16 protein-coding genes are annotated in these 16929 nt (G+C 39.7%); 1 reads left to right on the forward strand and 15 read right to left on the reverse strand.

The features are described from left to right. Positions 1–22: 22 nt before the first annotated feature. The 14 genes from atpA to BKP57_RS08490 all read right to left on the reverse strand — a co-directional run bounded on the left by atpA (position 23) and on the right by BKP57_RS08490 (position 14176). A complete protein-coding gene (gene atpA / locus BKP57_RS08425; RefSeq protein ID WP_050350973.1) occupies positions 23–1534 on the reverse strand; it encodes a F0F1 ATP synthase subunit alpha in 1512 nt (503 codons plus the stop codon). An 18-nt stretch (positions 1535–1552) separates the two neighbouring features. Further along, on the reverse strand, positions 1553–2098 hold the full coding sequence (locus BKP57_RS08430; RefSeq protein WP_050350972.1) for a F0F1 ATP synthase subunit delta: 546 nt from the start codon (positions 2096–2098) through the stop codon (positions 1553–1555). Then, positions 2095–2622: a F0F1 ATP synthase subunit B gene (gene atpF, locus BKP57_RS08435; RefSeq protein WP_072741347.1), complete on the reverse strand. Its 528-nt coding sequence runs from the start codon at positions 2620–2622 to the stop codon at positions 2095–2097. The genes BKP57_RS08430 and atpF overlap by 4 nt, the downstream gene beginning before the upstream one ends. Before the next feature lie 113 nt (positions 2623–2735). Continuing rightward, positions 2736–2948, reverse strand: coding sequence for a F0F1 ATP synthase subunit C (gene atpE, locus BKP57_RS08440; protein WP_050350970.1), 213 nt, complete (start codon positions 2946–2948; stop codon positions 2736–2738). A 47-nt stretch (positions 2949–2995) separates the two neighbouring features. Then, positions 2996–3721 carry a F0F1 ATP synthase subunit A gene (atpB, locus tag BKP57_RS08445; RefSeq protein ID WP_050350969.1) on the reverse strand — a complete coding sequence of 242 codons (726 nt, stop codon included), beginning with the start codon at positions 3719–3721 and terminating at the stop codon, positions 2996–2998. A 5-nt stretch (positions 3722–3726) separates the two neighbouring features. Further along, positions 3727–4113 carry an ATP synthase subunit I gene (locus BKP57_RS08450; RefSeq protein ID WP_050350968.1) on the reverse strand — a complete coding sequence of 129 codons (387 nt, stop codon included), beginning with the start codon at positions 4111–4113 and terminating at the stop codon, positions 3727–3729. 421 nt (positions 4114–4534) lie between these two features. Continuing rightward, entirely contained in the window at positions 4535–6745 is a 2211-nt protein-coding gene (locus BKP57_RS08455) for a S8 family serine peptidase (RefSeq protein ID WP_072741348.1), read from the reverse strand. A gap of 154 nt (positions 6746–6899) precedes the next feature. Next, positions 6900–8018: a non-hydrolyzing UDP-N-acetylglucosamine 2-epimerase gene (wecB, locus tag BKP57_RS08460; RefSeq protein ID WP_050351169.1), complete on the reverse strand. Its 1119-nt coding sequence runs from the start codon at positions 8016–8018 to the stop codon at positions 6900–6902. Positions 8019–8085: 67 nt separating this feature from the next. Next, a complete protein-coding gene (upp, locus tag BKP57_RS08465) occupies positions 8086–8715 on the reverse strand; it encodes a uracil phosphoribosyltransferase (protein ID WP_050350966.1) in 630 nt (209 codons plus the stop codon). Positions 8716–9588: 873 nt separating this feature from the next. Next, positions 9589–10836: a serine hydroxymethyltransferase gene (glyA, locus tag BKP57_RS08470; RefSeq protein WP_072741349.1), complete on the reverse strand. Its 1248-nt coding sequence runs from the start codon at positions 10834–10836 to the stop codon at positions 9589–9591. Between the two features lie 245 nt (positions 10837–11081). Further along, positions 11082–11651, reverse strand: a complete 570-nt coding sequence (locus tag BKP57_RS08475) for a TIGR01440 family protein (protein ID WP_328218397.1) — start codon at positions 11649–11651, stop codon at positions 11082–11084. Positions 11652–11699: 48 nt separating this feature from the next. Continuing rightward, positions 11700–12146: a ribose 5-phosphate isomerase B gene (gene rpiB / locus BKP57_RS08480; protein ID WP_050350963.1), complete on the reverse strand. Its 447-nt coding sequence runs from the start codon at positions 12144–12146 to the stop codon at positions 11700–11702. 114 nt (positions 12147–12260) lie between these two features. Further along, complete coding sequence (locus BKP57_RS08485; protein ID WP_050350962.1) at positions 12261–13556, reverse strand: methyl-accepting chemotaxis protein; 1296 nt, start codon at positions 13554–13556, stop codon at positions 12261–12263. A gap of 14 nt (positions 13557–13570) precedes the next feature. Continuing rightward, entirely contained in the window at positions 13571–14176 is a 606-nt protein-coding gene (locus BKP57_RS08490) for a low molecular weight protein arginine phosphatase (protein ID WP_050350961.1), read from the reverse strand. A gap of 411 nt (positions 14177–14587) precedes the next feature. Between BKP57_RS08490 and BKP57_RS08495 the strand changes: the two genes are divergently transcribed. Then, complete coding sequence (locus tag BKP57_RS08495; RefSeq protein WP_072741350.1) at positions 14588–15139, forward strand: manganese efflux pump MntP; 552 nt, start codon at positions 14588–14590, stop codon at positions 15137–15139. Between the two features lie 660 nt (positions 15140–15799). Here the strand turns inward: BKP57_RS08495 and BKP57_RS08500 are convergent. After that, positions 15800–16831 carry an L-threonylcarbamoyladenylate synthase gene (locus BKP57_RS08500; RefSeq protein WP_050350959.1) on the reverse strand — a complete coding sequence of 344 codons (1032 nt, stop codon included), beginning with the start codon at positions 16829–16831 and terminating at the stop codon, positions 15800–15802. Positions 16832–16929: the final 98 nt, after the last annotated feature.

Raw genomic sequence — 16929 nt, forward strand, 5'->3', positions numbered from 1 at the left:
AAAGGTTACGCGCTATGATACCTTATCCTTCAGATGGCAAAAATGTTTTTTTGAAAGCTTCAATCGCTTCATTCATTTCTGCCTCATCTGGTAATTTTCCTGTTTCACGAATGGACGTTAATAACTCTTTACGATTATTATCAAGCCATGTATTCATTTCTTCCTCAAAGCGAAGAATATCTTCAACAGCAATATCATCCAGGAATCCTTTTGTAAGTGCATAAAGACTCATAACCTGTTTTTCTACAGGCATTGGTTTATGCAAACCTTGCTTTAATATTTCAACTGTTCGTTGTCCACGATTTAATTTGGCTTGGGTTGCTTTATCAAGATCTGAACCGAATTGCGAGAATGCCTCCAATTCACGATAGGAAGCCAAGTCCAAACGTAATGTACCTGCGACTTTTTTCATCGCCTTAATTTGAGCTGATCCACCAACACGTGAAACCGATAAACCAGCGTTAATCGCCGGACGAACACCGGAGAAGAATAGATCTGATTGCAAGAAAATCTGTCCATCAGTAATGGAAATAACGTTCGTTGGGATATACGCAGCAATATCACCAGCTTGCGTCTCCACAAATGGCAATGCAGTTAAAGAACCGCCACCCTTTGCATCACTTAGCTTGGCTGCACGCTCCAATAAACGAGAGTGAATATAGAATACGTCACCTGGGAATGCTTCACGACCAGGCGGACGACGCAATAGCAAGGAAAGCTCACGATAAGCTACAGCCTGCTTCGACAAATCATCATAAACTACAAGCACGTGCTTGCCGTTATACATAAATTCTTCTCCCATAGCAACACCTGCATATGGAGCTAAGTATAATAACGGAGCCGGATCAGAAGCACCAGCCGACACAACGATGGTATAATCTAATGCGCCATGACGTCGGAAAGTTTCTACGGTACCTCTTACAGTAGAGTCTTTCTGGCCGATGGCTACATAAATACAAATCATATCTTGATCTGCCTGGTTCAAGATAGTGTCCACTGCCACCGTCGTTTTACCTGTTTGGCGGTCTCCGATAATTAATTCACGTTGTCCTCTACCAATCGGAACGAGCGCATCAATCGCTTTAATACCTGTTTGTAATGGTTCATCAACGGATTTACGATCCATTACACCTGGTGCCGGCGATTCAATTGGACGTGTTTTCGTTGCTTCTATCGCACCCTTACCGTCCAATGGCTGTCCTAATGGATTTACCACGCGACCAATTAATTCCTCTCCAACAGGTACTTGCATAATCCGTCCTGTACGGCGAACTTCGTCGCCTTCTTTTATCTCTGTGTAAGGACCTAAAATAACAATCCCTACATTGCTTTCTTCCAGGTTTTGTGCTAAGCCCATGACGCCATTTGAAAACTCAAGTAGTTCTCCGGCCATGGCGTTATCCAAGCCATGAGCACGTGCAATACCGTCACCAATTTCAATTACTGTGCCGACATCGCTAACTTCAATGTCTGTATCAAATGTTTGAATTTGCTGTTTGATCAGACTGCTAATTTCTTCTGCTTTGATGCTCATACCATTTCACCCCTATCTTCATTTGTTTGCAGTCACAATATTTCGCTCTATTCGTTTTAGCATGCCACTAACGGAGCCGTCATAAATCGTATTGCCAACACGGATTTTCATACCGCCAATTAATGAAGGATCGACAACATTATTTAGTTCAATCGCTCTTTTAGCAAATCGCTTTGCAAAGCTAAGCTCCAATTGTCGGCACTCCTCCTCTGACAATGCTCGAACAGAATATACGGTTGCAGCTGCAATTCCCTTCGCATCATTTACTAGCTGGATAAAATGATCAACAATTGCCGGAAGTAATTCGATCCGATGACGCTGGACTAGTAACTGCAAAGTGTTCACTACTTCCTTTTGCGCCTGTTGAAATACATCTTGCAAAAATTGTTGCTTCTTCGCATTGCTTATACGAGGATGCACGAGGAATGTATAAAGATTTTCATTGTCTTGAAACGCTTTTTTTACCACTTTCATTTCTTGAGCTAGTACATCAAGTGTTCCATTTTCTTGACCAAGCTGGAAAAGAGCATCCGCATAACGCTTTGCTACCGTTTCATGACTCATAGCTCTTCTCCTACCTCTTTAATGTATTCATGAATAAGTTTTTCTTGATCTTTCTCATCGATCTCTTTTTCAATCACTTTGGTTGCAATCAATACGGATAATGATGCAACTTTATCTTGTAATGCTTGTAATGCTTTCTCTTTTTCATTTTGGATGTCAGCTTGTGCAGACTCTTTAAGACGATTAGCTTCATCACGGGCGGCTCTGATAATTTCTTGCTCTTGTTTTTGCCCCGCCTCTTTTGCATCCTCAATAATTTTTTGCGCTTCCTGCTTCATTTGCTTTAAGCGTTCATGAGCTTCTTTAGAAGCTTTTTCCGCATCAATGCGGCTCTTTTCGGCTGCTTCTATCTCATTGGCTACATATTCTTCACGCTTTTGCATCATATTCATGACAGGGCCCCATGCAAATTTCTTTACTAAGAATAGTAAAAGAAGGAAAAAGAATAATTGAATTCCCATATCGATTACTCTTAAGCCCCCAACACCGGCACCTACTGTTAATACATCGATGTATGAATACACTAATTTCACTCCTTTCGTGATCAGTAACATCTTCAAACTATTTCGTTAATAAATCCCATAAAGGAATGGCGAAGACTGTTAAACTAATCCTCGCCATCTTAAATTATGAAAGTTTACATAAAAATAGCCATAAATGCGATTACCGCTGCGATAATAGGAATCGCCTCAACTAGTGCTACCCCGACAAACATGGTACCTTGTAATGAACCTTTTAATTCTGGCTGGCGAGCAATCCCTTCAACTGTTTTACTAACGATCATTCCGTTACCAAAACCAGCGCCTAACGCTGCCAAACCAATTGCTATTGCTGCTGCTAAAGCTCCCATTCATATTTCCTCCTTTTATTATAAACCTTATATTTTTATGTTTTTATTTAATGGTCGCTGCTCACTTTATGAGACAAATACACCATTGTTAACATCGTAAACACAAATGCTTGAATTCCTCCAATAAACAAACTAAACCCTTGCCATGCAAGCATTGGAACGGCTGCAAAAATGAAACCCAATGGAGGGCCCTTTATCGCAAGCGACACAAGTAATCCAAGCAACACTTCTCCTGCATAAATATTACCAAATAGTCGCAGACCTAACGTTAATGTGTTGGTAAATTCTTCAATAATTTTAAAAGGGAGCATAATTGGTGATGGGCTAACATAACCTTTCAAATAATGCTTCATCCCTCGAATTTTAATGCCATAAAAATGTGTTAACAGAACAACCATGCCTGATAGCGTTAATGTTAATGTTGCATCAGCCGTCGGTGATTTCCACCATAAATCATGACCAATTACCCCAACTGTGGCTACCCCCAGCAAGTTACTTACTAAAATATACGTAATTAATGTTAGACCAAGCGGGAGGAATACTTTTCCGGTTTTCCAATCCATGGTGTCGCTAATAATCCCTTTTACGAATTCGACAATCCATTCCATAAAATTTTGTAAACCGGTTGGCTTCATTTGCAATTTGCGGCTTGCAATAACACTAAGTATAAACACGATGGCAGAAGAAACAGCTACCATAAAAAGATTCGCCAAGTTGACGTCGAACCAGGAAATGCCAAATAGGTCCTCTGCTATTGGTGCAGTATGATTCACGTTATTCACCCCTCCTTCTTGTTCGATTGTTTAAAGTTACTTAGAGCAAAATCTATCATAATGACAAGATAGGATGTCATTAATCCAATAATCACAGCAATGATTTGAAAGTAGTCATCAAACCGAATGGCGATTAAGGTCGCTAGAATGGCAGCCGCCATTCGTGATAGCGTTCCCAAGGATTTTACCTTTTGATTGTTCGTGACTGCATCACCAAACAACGCTACTTTCTTTTGGAGTAGATACAAGTTATAAAAGCTGATAGATGAGCCAAGTAACAAACCAAGAAAGATCTGTACATACGGCGTAAAGCCAGCTCCTATAACAAAAATTGCGAGAAGATAGAACATCCATTTCTGCTGTCGCGCAACCATTTTTTTGTAATCCGACATAATTTCCTCTTCCCTTGCCTATGATACAGCATGTACATTCGTAAAACGCTATGCTTACATAGAAACAGCTTTACGCTCAAAATAAGGAATTCGTATGTAAAAAAAAGATCCATCTTCATAGTATACTATAACTTTTCTTACTATACTATGAAGTTTATGTGAACAAATGAACAGGTGAATGATAGCCATAAAATTAACGCAATAAAAGTTATGAAACCACTACCATTCCACACTTAGCAAGTTTACATGAGCGATCCCTTAATGTCAATTGATTTCAAGCATAATTTGCATGTTTTGAGATAATTAGAAATGGTAAATTTTAGGATTTTTTGTCTTTGCGGAACAAAAAATCCTACTCACTAGTATAGTGTATTTTTCGTGTCTAAAGAGTGACGAATTTGTGAACAAAAGGAAATAATAGTCAGTTCCCATTTACACCTTGAGGTGGTACATAAATCATCGCTTCATAACTCGCCAAATCCCCAGTTTTAAGCGTTACGGAAATAACAGCATAATAATACCCTGATTTACCTACTGTTCCTCGATCCATTTCCCCTTCGTTGACTCCTGCCTTGACGTCCTTAAGTTCTAGCAATTGACGGTCAAACAGAAGTGTATCTGGATGATACAAATCGACTTCCACTTTTTCCGCTGGTTCTGTCATATAAAAACGGTAGTTAAAGGCATCGGTTGATAAAGGCTGTAGTACAAATTCAAATCCCATTGTCTTTGGGTTATCCGCTGCTTGATTAACAAATAAATACGGCATATGGTATGCTGTATCTTTTTGTCGCATGGTGATCCAGCCTTGATGCACACCCTCCTCAATTTGCGGAGAAGTTATTTTTATTTCAAGCGACAGCTTCTGTTTCTTATGAGGAGCTACCGTGATTGAAGGAGGCAGGTTCCAGCTTATTCCAGGCTGTTTATATGGATTATCAAAATAGTAGGTTTGAGGCTCATCTGTTGTATTTTCAATTACGATTTGTTCTGTTTTTGTTTCGCTATAAGAATGAACCTGGCCGAAAGTTAATTGCGGGTCATCGATGATTGTTTTTGTTTCAATCGCTTCCTTTGGGCGAATAAGTCCCATACCTTGGATGGTCGGAGACAAAGGCTCTTGATCTGCATCCATACGTAATGCCGTTGTTTTTATTGCCCCAAATATTTGCTGATTGGTCCACATGGGTCTTGCTTCTTTGATGAGAGCGACCACACCGCTTACATGAGGAGCAGCCATACTTGTTCCTTGTAAAGCTCGATACCCGCCCGGGACTGTGCTTACAATTTGAGTTCCAGGAGCAACTACATCCGGCTTAATATGCCAATTTACTGTAACGGGGCCTCTTGAACTAAAATTGGCAATCGAAGGCGCTTTGCTTTCATATTTTGTTTCTAAGTTCAATTGTTCTTTATTTAACTTTTTTCGCAACCACTCCCCGTCCTTTTGGGATATGGAGGCAACTGGAATTTTAAGCGATTTTCCCCCAGATACATCTCCTTGTAACGGTTGATCTTGATTATTAGCTATAACGACCGCTTTCGCACCAGAAGCTTGCGCCTGCTGCACTTTTTCCATAAAAGGAATATCATCTCGTTGGTAAAGCGCAATTTTCCCGTTTAAATCTTTCGTTTGCTTTGCAAAAGCAATGGGATAAAACGTATCAAGCTGCCATGGAGGAGAGCCGGTCATTTCCGTGATGGCAATTTTTTTATCATCCCATCGTGCATATAAATAAGGGAGCTGTTGTTCGTGACTTGCAGCTCCAACAGATAACGCTTGATTAGCGGTGGCAGGCGCTCCAACTGTCCAGCCATCCGGACCCGCATTCCCATTAGCTATTACAACAGCAACGCCTAATTCAGCTGCTTTATTCACAGCTAAACTTGTTGGGTAGTCCGGTCCATTAACTTGATTACCTAAAGACAAGTTAATAATATCTACATCATCCTTTATTGCCTGCTCCATTGCAGCAATTACTTGGATCGATGTACCACTGCCTCCTGGGCCTAACGCGCGATAAGCATATAATTCTGCATCAGGTGCTACCCCTTTCAATTTTCCGTTGGCAGCAATAATACCAGCCACATGGGAGCCATGCAACGTCGGGATACCTTCTTCTGGTTTTGTTTCCATGGGATCATCATCTAAATCAACCACATCATATCCGGAACGATAATTTGTGCGTAAATCGGGATGATTATAATCCATTCCCGTATCAATAACGCCAACCTTGACGCCTTTTCCTGTATAGGTGGTGTTATTTAATTCAAACGGAAAAACAGCCTTTCGATGCTTTTGTTCCCATTTACTTCGTTCCATGTTTGTCGTTTCATACTGCTGTACAGTATGAATATTTTTCACAAAATCCAATGATTCCATTCGTCGTAACTGCTCCCGGTCACCCTTGAGAGCAAGACCATTAAACAATGTCGTATAAACAGCTACTATTTCAATAGACGGGTAATGGCTTTTTAAGAAAGCTTGAATTTCTTTTGGTTCCCCGTTTACTTCAACAATAACCGGTTCCAGCTTATTACCTTTATGGTTCAATTGCTCTGCTAAACTGACGTTGCTTACCGTAAATAACATAACAAATATACTGCTGATTAAAAGTATCTTTACACGCATACTATCCTCTCCTTAGGCTTTAGGATTTGATGGAAGAGGAAAAATATACAAAAATAAAGTCTTTGGATATATTTTGTGTTGAAAAAAGCGTGCACTTTCATTAACACAAAAAAGGGCTGCCAAATAAGTCTAGCAACCCCATCTTTTAAATAGACTATTTATGAAAATAATCAACAATCGAATCTGCAATCCTGCGTGAAGCTTGTCCATCTCCATAAGGATTGGACGCTTTTGCCATTTTGTCATAGGATTGTTTATTTGTTAACAACTCATTTGCCAAGTGATATATATTATCTTCATCTGTACCAGCTAGTTTCAATGTTCCCGCCTCTATACCTTCCGGACGTTCTGTTGTATCCCGTAAAACGAGTACAGGTACTCCAAGGGATGGCGCTTCTTCTTGAACTCCCCCAGAATCGGTCAAAATTAAATAAGCACGAGAAGCAAAATTGTGGAAATCAACAACACCTAATGGTTCAATTAAATCAATTCGATCATCGTTCCCTAAAATTTCTTCAGCAGCTTGTTTAACGACAGGATTAAGATGAACCGGATATACAACGTGAATATCCGCATGCGTTTCAACTAAACGTTTAATAGCTCTAAACATTTGCTGCATGTTATTACCGAGGTTCTCTCTTCGATGTGCGGTCATTAAAACTAGACGCTTTTCTCCTATACGCTCTAAAATCGGACTGCTATATGAAGGATCGACCGTTGTTTTTAATGCATCAATTGCTGTATTTCCAGTAACAGCAATACGCTCCAGCGGCTTATTTTCCTGAACTAAATTTTGCTTGGACTTTTCTGTAGGTGCAAAATGTAAATCAGCGATGACTCCAGTCAATTGGCGATTCATTTCTTCTGGATATGGAGAGTACTTATTCCATGTCCTTAGCCCCGCTTCCACATGGCCTACTGCAATTTGATTATAGTATGCTGCAAGAGAAGCTACAAACGTTGTCGTTGTATCCCCATGAACAAGCACCATATCTGGCTGCGTTTTTTTCATTACTTCATCCAGACCCTCTAATGCTCTTGTGGTGATTTGCGCTAACGTTTGTTGCTTTTTCATAATATTTAAGTCGTAATCAGGAATAATGGAAAAAATTTCCAATACTTGATCAAGCATTTCCCGATGCTGTGCTGTAACAGTGACAATGGATTCAAATTCCTCAGTGCGCTTATTTAATTCCAGGACGAGGGGGGCCATTTTAATCGCTTCCGGACGCGTACCAAAAATTGTCATTACTTTAATCCGTTTCAACGTCATGATATTTTCACTCCAGAATTTATTGTCATTTTCATCTATATTATCGAAAAAAATCCACATTCTTCCTTTATTTTGTTCCGAAAAGACGATCTCCTGCATCACCTAGGCCTGGAATAATATATCCTTTTTCATCTAATTTCTCATCCAATGCCCCCAGATAGATATCTACATCTGGATGCTCTTGTTTAATGACTTCTACGCCTTCTGGTGCAGCAATTAAACACATTAGTCGGACATGCTTTGCACCTCTATTTTTCAATGAATGGATAGCATCATTTGCAGAGCCGCCCGTTGCAAGCATTGGATCGATAACAATTAATTCACGCTCGTGAATATCAGAAGGTAATTTTATATAATATTCCACAGGTTTCAATGTCTTGGGATCACGATAAAGCCCTACATGACCAACCTTAGCAGCGGGGATTAAATCCAGCATTCCGTCTACCATACCTAATCCTGCACGAAGAATAGGCACCAAACCAATTTTTTTCCCAGCTAGTACACTTGCTTTTGTTTCCATTACTGGTGTTTCGATCGTTTTTTCTTGTAGCGGAAGATCTCGTGTAATTTCAAATGCCATCAGCATGGAAACTTCATCCACCAGCTCACGAAACTCCTTTGTACCAGTGTTTTTATCTCTTATGTACGTTAGTTTATGCTGAATTAACGGGTGATCTAGTACGAAAACCTTTCCCATGTTGCCGTTCACTCCTTTAGTTTAGTTGCATCCTTAAAATTGTACTCAAAATTGGCTTCACATGCAAGTTATGCTAAAAGCTCTCCATTATTGTTGAAACCCGGCGAAATCCTGGGCATATTGGAGAAGCTTCTACTTAGAAAAACTTGGCTTGTCGCCAAGTCTTATGGCGGAAGCCTGTGTTTTTCTTATACTATAAACCAAAAAAATCTTATACTTTCCTATAGTGGAACAAAGGCTCGGGGCGCCCGTTTAGCAACGTAGCGAATGGAACAAATCAACTAAAGATTTAGGAATCATGCCACTAAAAACAGGGGTATGCCGACGTCTGAGCGGCAAGCCCGTTTTTAGTCGGTCTTCCTCTTTGCCACGAAACGATGAGGCCTTATCGTAGGGCGCATTTCTAAAGTCGCATCGTTGCTGGCGCTTGCGCCGAGCGTGGCTATGCGGTTATTTCGTTATCCCCCAAGCACCTCATTTTATACTATCTTATCTTCCAAGAAAAGCTCCTTATAGTTGAAATTTCATTATTTAGACACATGGAAAAAGCATGAACTTTTTCTATAGATTAAAAAATGAACCTTTATGGAGGAGGTTTTTTAATCTTCTGTTGCAAAAGGAGCAAAGGCTACCGATGCGTCATTTAAAAGAAGAACCATTTTTCTAACGGAGGGTTTCGCTGACGTTGATTTTTGCCCCCTATAGTACACCTCCTACGATCAATTTCACAGCCCCAAACCTTTAAGGCGCTGATATCTCCCACTTTAACTTGTATTACAGTATCTTCAATCTTTAAATGGATGATTTCTCAGCATTTAACATGAAAATAGTATCCTAATTACCAAAAGAAGATGCCTGGCTAGGCATCTTCTTTTATTGCGCGTATACCGCATAAAGCGGGAATTTTTCAGTTAGTGTTTTCACACGTTGTGCAGCTGCTTCGAGCACTTTAGCATCGTCATGATTTTTTAACGTGATTGCCATGATTGAGGCTATTTCTTCCATTTCCGTTTTTCCAAACCCACGGGTAGTAACTGCCGCTGTACCTATACGCACACCACTCGTTACAAATGGACTTTCTGTATCAAATGGGATGGTATTTTTATTGGTAGTAATCCCAATGGAATCCAGTACGTGCTCAGCTACTTTCCCTGTTAATCCTAACGGTGTTACATCAAGCAATAGCAAATGGTTATCCGTACCACCAGAAACAATACGAATTCCCTCAGACTGTAGAGATTCAGCTAACACCTTAGCATTTTCAATGATTTGTTTGCTGTACGTTTTAAACGAATCAGATAGGGCCTCCTTAAAGGAAACTGCTTTTGCTGCAATAATATGCATTAACGGCCCGCCCTGCATACCAGGAAATACAGCTTTATCAATCTTTTTAGCGTATTCTTCTTTACAAAGAATCATACCACCTCTTGGGCCACGTAATGTTTTATGCGTTGTCGTTGTTACAAAATCAGCAAAAGGAACTGGATTCGGATGTAAACCAGTAGCTACCAATCCAGCAATATGAGCCATATCGACCATTAAATAAGCTCCTACCTTATCAGCTATCTCGCGAAATTTTGCAAAATCGATAAGTCGTGAATATGCACTGGCACCTGCTACAATAAGTTTCGGTTTTTCTTTTTCAGCTATTTTTAAAACAACATCATAATCTAACTGCTCCGTCTCCTTATCAACCCCATAATCGATAAAACGGTAAAGTGTACCACTGAAATTAACCGGGCTTCCGTGTGTCAAATGTCCTCCGTGATTAAGATTCATACCTAACACGGTATCACCAGGCTCTAAAACAGTAAAATAAACAGCCATATTTGCTTGCGCACCTGAATGCGGTTGTACGTTGACATGCTCAGCGCCAAACAACTGCTTCGCACGATCACGAGCTAAATTCTCTGCAACATCTACATGCTCACAACCTCCGTAGTAACGTTTGCCCGGATAACCTTCTGCGTATTTATTGGTTAACACAGATCCCATTGCTTCCATCACTGCTTCAGAGACAAAATTTTCAGAAGCGATTAATTCAATATTATCTTGTTGTCGCTTCTTTTCTGCTTCTATTGCTTGAAAAATTTCGATATCTGCTTGCTTGACAAAGTCCATTTGATTACCCCCTTTATGTATAAACCTATTGTAGCTTTAAACCGTTAGAAGAACAAATACATTTTTTACTTTAAATTCATGGAAATAAAGTACTTCATTCAGTATGAAGATTCCTACTTCCTATTTCCTACTGAACGTTAGTACCAAAATAGTACCTTGAACGAATCAGAATTGGTGTCGTTATCTCCACTTATCCTTCCTTGCGTCGCTTTTCACTCTTGACATATTAGTCTTACAGCGTCTTATCACTCGGGATAAACTGCACGAGCTCCGCCAATTCTTTTAGGACGAGTATAAGCGGCGTTAAGACGAGCTTCTCCTAAAAAGCGCTGCTGAAGTCGGAATGGTATAGCGACAGGTTTTAAATGCATACCTATCATCGTCTCCCCAATATCCATCCCTGCATGCGCAGTTACGGTTTCCACCACTACAGGTTCTTTTAGCTGTTCAAATGCGTATGCAGCCATCGCTCCACCAGCATTTGCAACTGGAATAACCGATACCTCGTTTAATTGATAATCGTTCATCGTACTTCTTTCCATAACAATCGCTCTATTTAAATGTTCACAGCATTGGAAACAAAGGTGAATCTCATTTTCGTTTTCCAGCTTTTCTAAATTTTTGTAGATTATTGCTGCAATTTCTTTACTGCCTGCCGTCCCAATTCTTTCACCGGCAATTTCACTCGTTGAGCATCCAACAACAAATAAATCCCCAGGCTTGAGTTGACCTGACATTTGCCATTGCTCTTGTATATCCATAAGTTGTTCTCTAAGTTTTTGGTGAAACTGCTCTTTCATCGTAATCTGAAACACCCTTCTTTATATAGAATAAGGCAAGCCTTCTCTGCTCACCTTTCTAAATTATTGTGCGCCGTCTTCATATGTCATAATTTTTCCGATCCGATTTTTATGTCGACCACCATCAAAATCTGTCTCCAACCACGTTTTCGCCACTTCCCGAGCTAAGCCGGGACCTACAACACGTTCTCCCATAGCCAATACATTAGAATCATTATGCTGTCTCGTTAATTTTGCACTATATACATCATGTGTAAGAGCACAGCGAATACCTTTTACTTTATTTGCAGCAATAGACATTCCAATCCCTGTACCACAAATGAAAATACCACGATCAAATTCCCCTTTGGCTACTCGTTCTGCTGCTGGAAGTGCATAGTCAGGATAATCTACGGAACCTTCACAGTCACAACCTGCATCTTCAAATTCGATCTGCATTTCCGTTAACAAATCCTTGATCTCATTTCTAATCGTCATACCTGCATGATCTGCTGTAATGATCACTTTCATCTGTATTAACTCCTTTTTAGTTTGACCTTTATATTTATGCCGAAAAAGTTGTCAAGCTGTAAAGCCTTTTGATCTTATTATACATTCATTCATGTTATTAACCAATATCGTATTTTAATTCACCTTAAATTGATTGATTTGTTTATTTAAATTTTTGGCTTGCTCCTCCAATGCATGAGCTAATCCATCCACTTGCTCAATGGTGGATGCTTGTTCATGGATAGACGCATTTACTTCTTGGGCGCCCGCTGACGTTTCTTCTGCAACAGCCGCCACTTCTTGCGATTGCTTAACTGTATTTTGAATTGATTCCAATTGGCGATCTACCAAATCTGTAATTCGACCAATCTCTGTTGCAACCTCATTTACAGAGCCAGACATCTCCGAGATTGCATGATTGGTTGTTTTTCCATTATTGGCCTCCCGTTTTGCATAGGAAACGTTATCATTTATTTTGACAACCACTGCTGAAACATCCTCTTGGATAGCAGTAATTAATCCAGAAATTCGCTGCACAGCCTGAGCACTTTGATCTGCTAACTTACGAATTTCATCAGCAACAACAGCAAAACCCTTACCATGTTCTCCCGCTCGAGCAGCCTCAATGGATGCGTTTAGTGCAAGCAAATTCGTTTGTTCAGCGATTTCACCGACCAATGTAATAATTGTTTCCACTTGCATCGCATTTTGCTTTAAATGATCAACATCTTTTAAAGAAGCTTCCTGCTCATCAGCAAGTTTTTGAATCCCATCAACCAATTGATTAACAGCCTGCTTACTTCGATCTAATATTTTCATCATCGCATTCGATTTTTGCTTGGAGTCGGCTGCTTTTTGCTGTACCTCCTCCGCTAGCTCTGTTGCTAATTCGACTGCTTCTGCGGTATTTTGTATTGCTTCTGAAGCGCTTTCTGCTCCTTTAGAAATTTCATCTGCGGATGAGCGAATGGACATAGAGTGATGATTCGCTTGTTCAGAAGCTTGTCGAATTTTAACAACTGATTGATTCGTACTTTCAAAATGCTGATCTATATTATGAACAATATCGCGTAAGTTTTTTAGCATTTTATTAAAAGCTATCCCCAACGCTCTAACCTCATCATCTGATTTAGAAATTTCTATGACTTGATGCAAATTTCCTTTAGCAGCTTCAGAGGCTGCTGCTTCAAGCTTTTCCAACGGCTTTACAATCACTCTTGCAGCAAAAAAAGCCAATATCCCCGACCAAATAATACCAAGAACGAACGTGGTTATTGTAAAAAAGTGTTCAGAAACATCCCAATAATTTTGTACGTAATCATAAATAATATAAATAAATACTGCACTAACTGAATACGTTACCAAAGCTAAAGTCGTTGTAAACAGCACCAGCTTTAATCGCAAACTGAAACGATACTTCTTCTTCTCCATTGATCTTCCCCCGCCTACTTTGTAAGTTTTTTTCTAAGCAGATCAATGTATTTATCCAATTCCTCCAGCGTCCCCTGATAGATTCGTAAATCCCCGCCAAAAGGATCGGAAATATCATAATTGATTAAATTCGCTTCTAGCCTTCGAATATTTTCAATGTCTTCCGAAAGATGCTCCTGAATTCGTTGATCTAGAAGGGAATTATCCAATTTATGCTGATTTTTTTGGATAAATATTGATCTTTTTTCCTCATAATCTGCATATGCCTGTTTCAACTCTTTCCATACTTCTTTATCGGCTTCTAAGACATATTCCTTTAACGTAAAATATTTTTCTTGGAATTGCGGGAAAGTCATGATAAGTGACTGCTTATGCTGTGTCGTCATTGTTAGAACAACGTCAGCCCAATTCAGCAGTTCCTTGGTTACCGGCTGGGATAGATGTTCGATCTCCATTTGTTTCTGTTTCAAAGCTTCTATCGCTTTTGGACTTGCTTGCTGGTTCTCTGCTGCAAAAATACCCGCAGATTGTACTTCTACTTCTGGTATTTTATGTCTAACTAAAGCTTCGGCCATTGGACTACGACACGTATTACCAGTACAAACAAATAACAATTTCATAGGGGTAACCTCCGATACTAAACTCTGTTAACAATATATCATATCCTGCTTTCCTTTAACCAGTTTCTTTTACTATCCACTAAACGTGAGTTTGGTATGTTTAAGGATTTGTGGTTTAGCATATGTAAATGTTTACTAGCCACTAATCAAGCATGCGGCGTTATTATATTTTCATTATTTAAAGACGAATTTCAAAACATCCAAACTTCAGTAGTACAAAACATGATACAAATGGACTGTAGATCATATCTTTTAGAGTACTAATAGCCAGTAGGGATTTAAAAACCTTACTGGCTGAAATTTCACTTTATAAAACACGATACATGATTATCGCTAGTTGATTTTCAAAATAAACATATTTCTTCTTGGATCAACATATAGTTTATAAGCATGTCCAAGGGGGAATTCGTGATGTCAGGATATATTGGTGAAGTGACAGCTTTATTGTTTTTAGCATTTGCGCTTGGACTTGATGCCTTCTCTGTCGGTTTAGGGCTTGGGATGCAACGTCTTCGATTAAAGCGAATTGCACTCATCGGTATGGTAGTAGGCTTATTTCATATTATAATGCCCTTTTTGGGCATTTTATTTGGGACAATGATATCAAAACAAATTGGAAGTTTAACCACCTTAGCCGGAGGATTATTACTTGTAGGTATTGGTGCGCAAATGTTTTTTTCAGCTTTTAACTATCGCGTAAAAAAAATGATTCAACCAATCGGGGTAGGTTTATATTTATTAGCTCTCAGTTTAAGCGTGGATAGCTTTTCTGTCGGATTAAGCTTAGGTATCTCAGGAGTAAAAACGGCTATTGCGCTTATGCTGTTTGGATTAGTTAGTGCTTGTCTTTCTTGGATGGGCATGCTTATTGGAAGGAAAGTGGAAGGCTTCTTAGGTACATATAGTGAGTTGTTAGGTGGAAGCATTTTGATTGCGTTTGGTTTACATGTGTTATTTGGATAAATATGAAAAAAATCTTTTATCAATCAAGAAAAGACGGTTAATATACGTTAGCTATAACAAAGGCTCGGGGCGCCCGTTTAGCAACGTAGCGAATGAACGAATCAACTAAAGATAAAGGAATCGTGCCACTAAAACAGGGGTATGCCGACGTCTGGGCGTCAAGCCCGTTTTTAGTCGGCCACCGATGATGACTTATCGTAGAGCGCATTTCTAAAGTCGCCTCGTTGCTAGGCGATGGAGCTGGACGTGACTAATCGGTTATTTCGTTATCCACAAGCACCAATTTTATATTTCCTATACGATAACAAAAAGCCCTGCCTATTAAATCATCCTCGTTTTTATAATGGCGGTTATGACCGACCATTATTGTGAATGGAGGTTTTTTATGTTGACATATTCGGCGCGGAGTATGCTTATCGTTAGATAGTGTTTTTTCTATATTTTTGTGCGATAGAGAACAGGTTTCCTATCGTTGGTTTTACCTCATACGATGGAGAGCAAGGCTTACTACCATTTTATCCGAAGAAAGTAGATACACATATGTCTAAGTTCATCGTTTGCGTTCTTTTCATGATAACAAACCAGAAAAACGGACACTGCTCATTTTCCTGGTTTCACCATGCTACTTTTTCTCTTAAAATAAATTTCGATGCTTTATGCTTATTGTAGTGAAATCATGCGAGTAGCTGCTTTCGATAAACGATTCATTACTGCTTGTCCCATTCCATGTTCTGAAAAAGCTTCACAAAGAATAATATCAACTTCTCCTAATTTAAAGGTACGCAATGCATCATATAAGTTGGCAGCTACTTGCTCCATCGTGTTTCCCAGCTTAATTGCAGCATTCGCATGAAGATGCAATATGGTACTATCCTTCCCCATTACACCAACACGTTTTCCTTCTGTTTGCAAACGATGAACCGTAGCTTGTATGTCGCCTTTAGACCCGGAAACAATCCACAACGGTACTTCAGGGGCATAATGCCGATATTTCATACCAGGTGATTTTGGTTTTCCGTTTTCAGTTGTTAAACCAGGGTCCACCATAACAGCACCTGCTATTTTTTCTATTTGCTCCGCCGTAATCCCACCAGGGCGTAAAATTACGGGAATATCCTGTGTACAATCAATAACCGTTGACTCTACACCAACCCCAGTAGCACCACCATCAACGACACCAGCAATTTTCCCATATAAATCTTCCCATACATGCTTTGCACTGGTCGGGCTAGGCCTTCCGGATATATTTGCACTTGGTGCAGCAATTGGCAAATGACATGTGGATAACAATTGCCGAGCAACAGGGTGACTTGGAATACGCACACCAATTGTATCTAACCCTGCTGTTACAGACGTTGTACACGTGCCATTGCTTGGCAAAACAAATGTAAGGGGACCTGGTGTATATGCTTCTAACAGCTTATCCACATATGAAGGCCAATTGCGAACAAGCTTTTCTATTTGGGAAACAGCTGCTACATGAACAATTAACGGATTGTCCTGGGGTCGACCCTTTGCTTGGAAAATTTTTCGTACAGCCTGTTCATTCGTAGCATCAGCTCCTAATCCATATACTGTTTCTGTTGGAAAAGCAACTGTTTCACCTTGTTGAAGTAGCAGACTGGCTTCCATAATTGCCTCCTGTTGCTGTTTTTCATTAGCTTGGTAAATATTCCAATACTTCGTTTTCATCGCGGTTACCTCTTTTCTACTACCATTATTTTAGTAAATCAAAGCTTGTTGTGCAATGAAACAAGTAGCTATAATCATTTTGTTTGTATTTATCCTTT

The sequence above is a fragment of the Virgibacillus sp. 6R genome (assembly GCF_001895305.1).
Taxonomy (GTDB): domain Bacteria; phylum Bacillota; class Bacilli; order Bacillales; family Amphibacillaceae; genus Virgibacillus; species Virgibacillus pantothenticus.

What these genes read in the sequence shown, in the direction of transcription:
- atpA (WP_050350973.1), bottom strand. Translation starts at nt 1,534, where the DNA reads ATGAGCATCAAAGCAGAAGAAATTAGCAGTCTGATCAAACAGCAAATT.
- BKP57_RS08430 (WP_050350972.1), bottom strand. Translation starts at nt 2,098, where the DNA reads ATGAGTCATGAAACGGTAGCAAAGCGTTATGCGGATGCTCTTTTCCAG.
- atpE (WP_050350970.1), bottom strand. Translation starts at nt 2,948, where the DNA reads ATGGGAGCTTTAGCAGCAGCAATAGCAATTGGTTTGGCAGCGTTAGGC.
- BKP57_RS08450 (WP_050350968.1), bottom strand. Translation starts at nt 4,113, where the DNA reads ATGTCGGATTACAAAAAAATGGTTGCGCGACAGCAGAAATGGATGTTC.
- BKP57_RS08455 (WP_072741348.1), bottom strand. Translation starts at nt 6,745, where the DNA reads ATGCGTGTAAAGATACTTTTAATCAGCAGTATATTTGTTATGTTATTT.
- wecB (WP_050351169.1), bottom strand. Translation starts at nt 8,018, where the DNA reads ATGACGTTGAAACGGATTAAAGTAATGACAATTTTTGGTACGCGTCCG.
- upp (WP_050350966.1), bottom strand. Translation starts at nt 8,715, where the DNA reads ATGGGAAAGGTTTTCGTACTAGATCACCCGTTAATTCAGCATAAACTA.
- glyA (WP_072741349.1), bottom strand. Translation starts at nt 10,836, where the DNA reads ATGGACTTTGTCAAGCAAGCAGATATCGAAATTTTTCAAGCAATAGAA.
- rpiB (WP_050350963.1), bottom strand. Translation starts at nt 12,146, where the DNA reads ATGAAAGTGATCATTACAGCAGATCATGCAGGTATGACGATTAGAAAT.
- BKP57_RS08485 (WP_050350962.1), bottom strand. Translation starts at nt 13,556, where the DNA reads ATGGAGAAGAAGAAGTATCGTTTCAGTTTGCGATTAAAGCTGGTGCTG.
- BKP57_RS08490 (WP_050350961.1), bottom strand. Translation starts at nt 14,176, where the DNA reads ATGAAATTGTTATTTGTTTGTACTGGTAATACGTGTCGTAGTCCAATG.
- BKP57_RS08495 (WP_072741350.1), top strand. Translation starts at nt 14,588, where the DNA reads ATGTCAGGATATATTGGTGAAGTGACAGCTTTATTGTTTTTAGCATTT.
- BKP57_RS08500 (WP_050350959.1), bottom strand. Translation starts at nt 16,831, where the DNA reads ATGAAAACGAAGTATTGGAATATTTACCAAGCTAATGAAAAACAGCAA.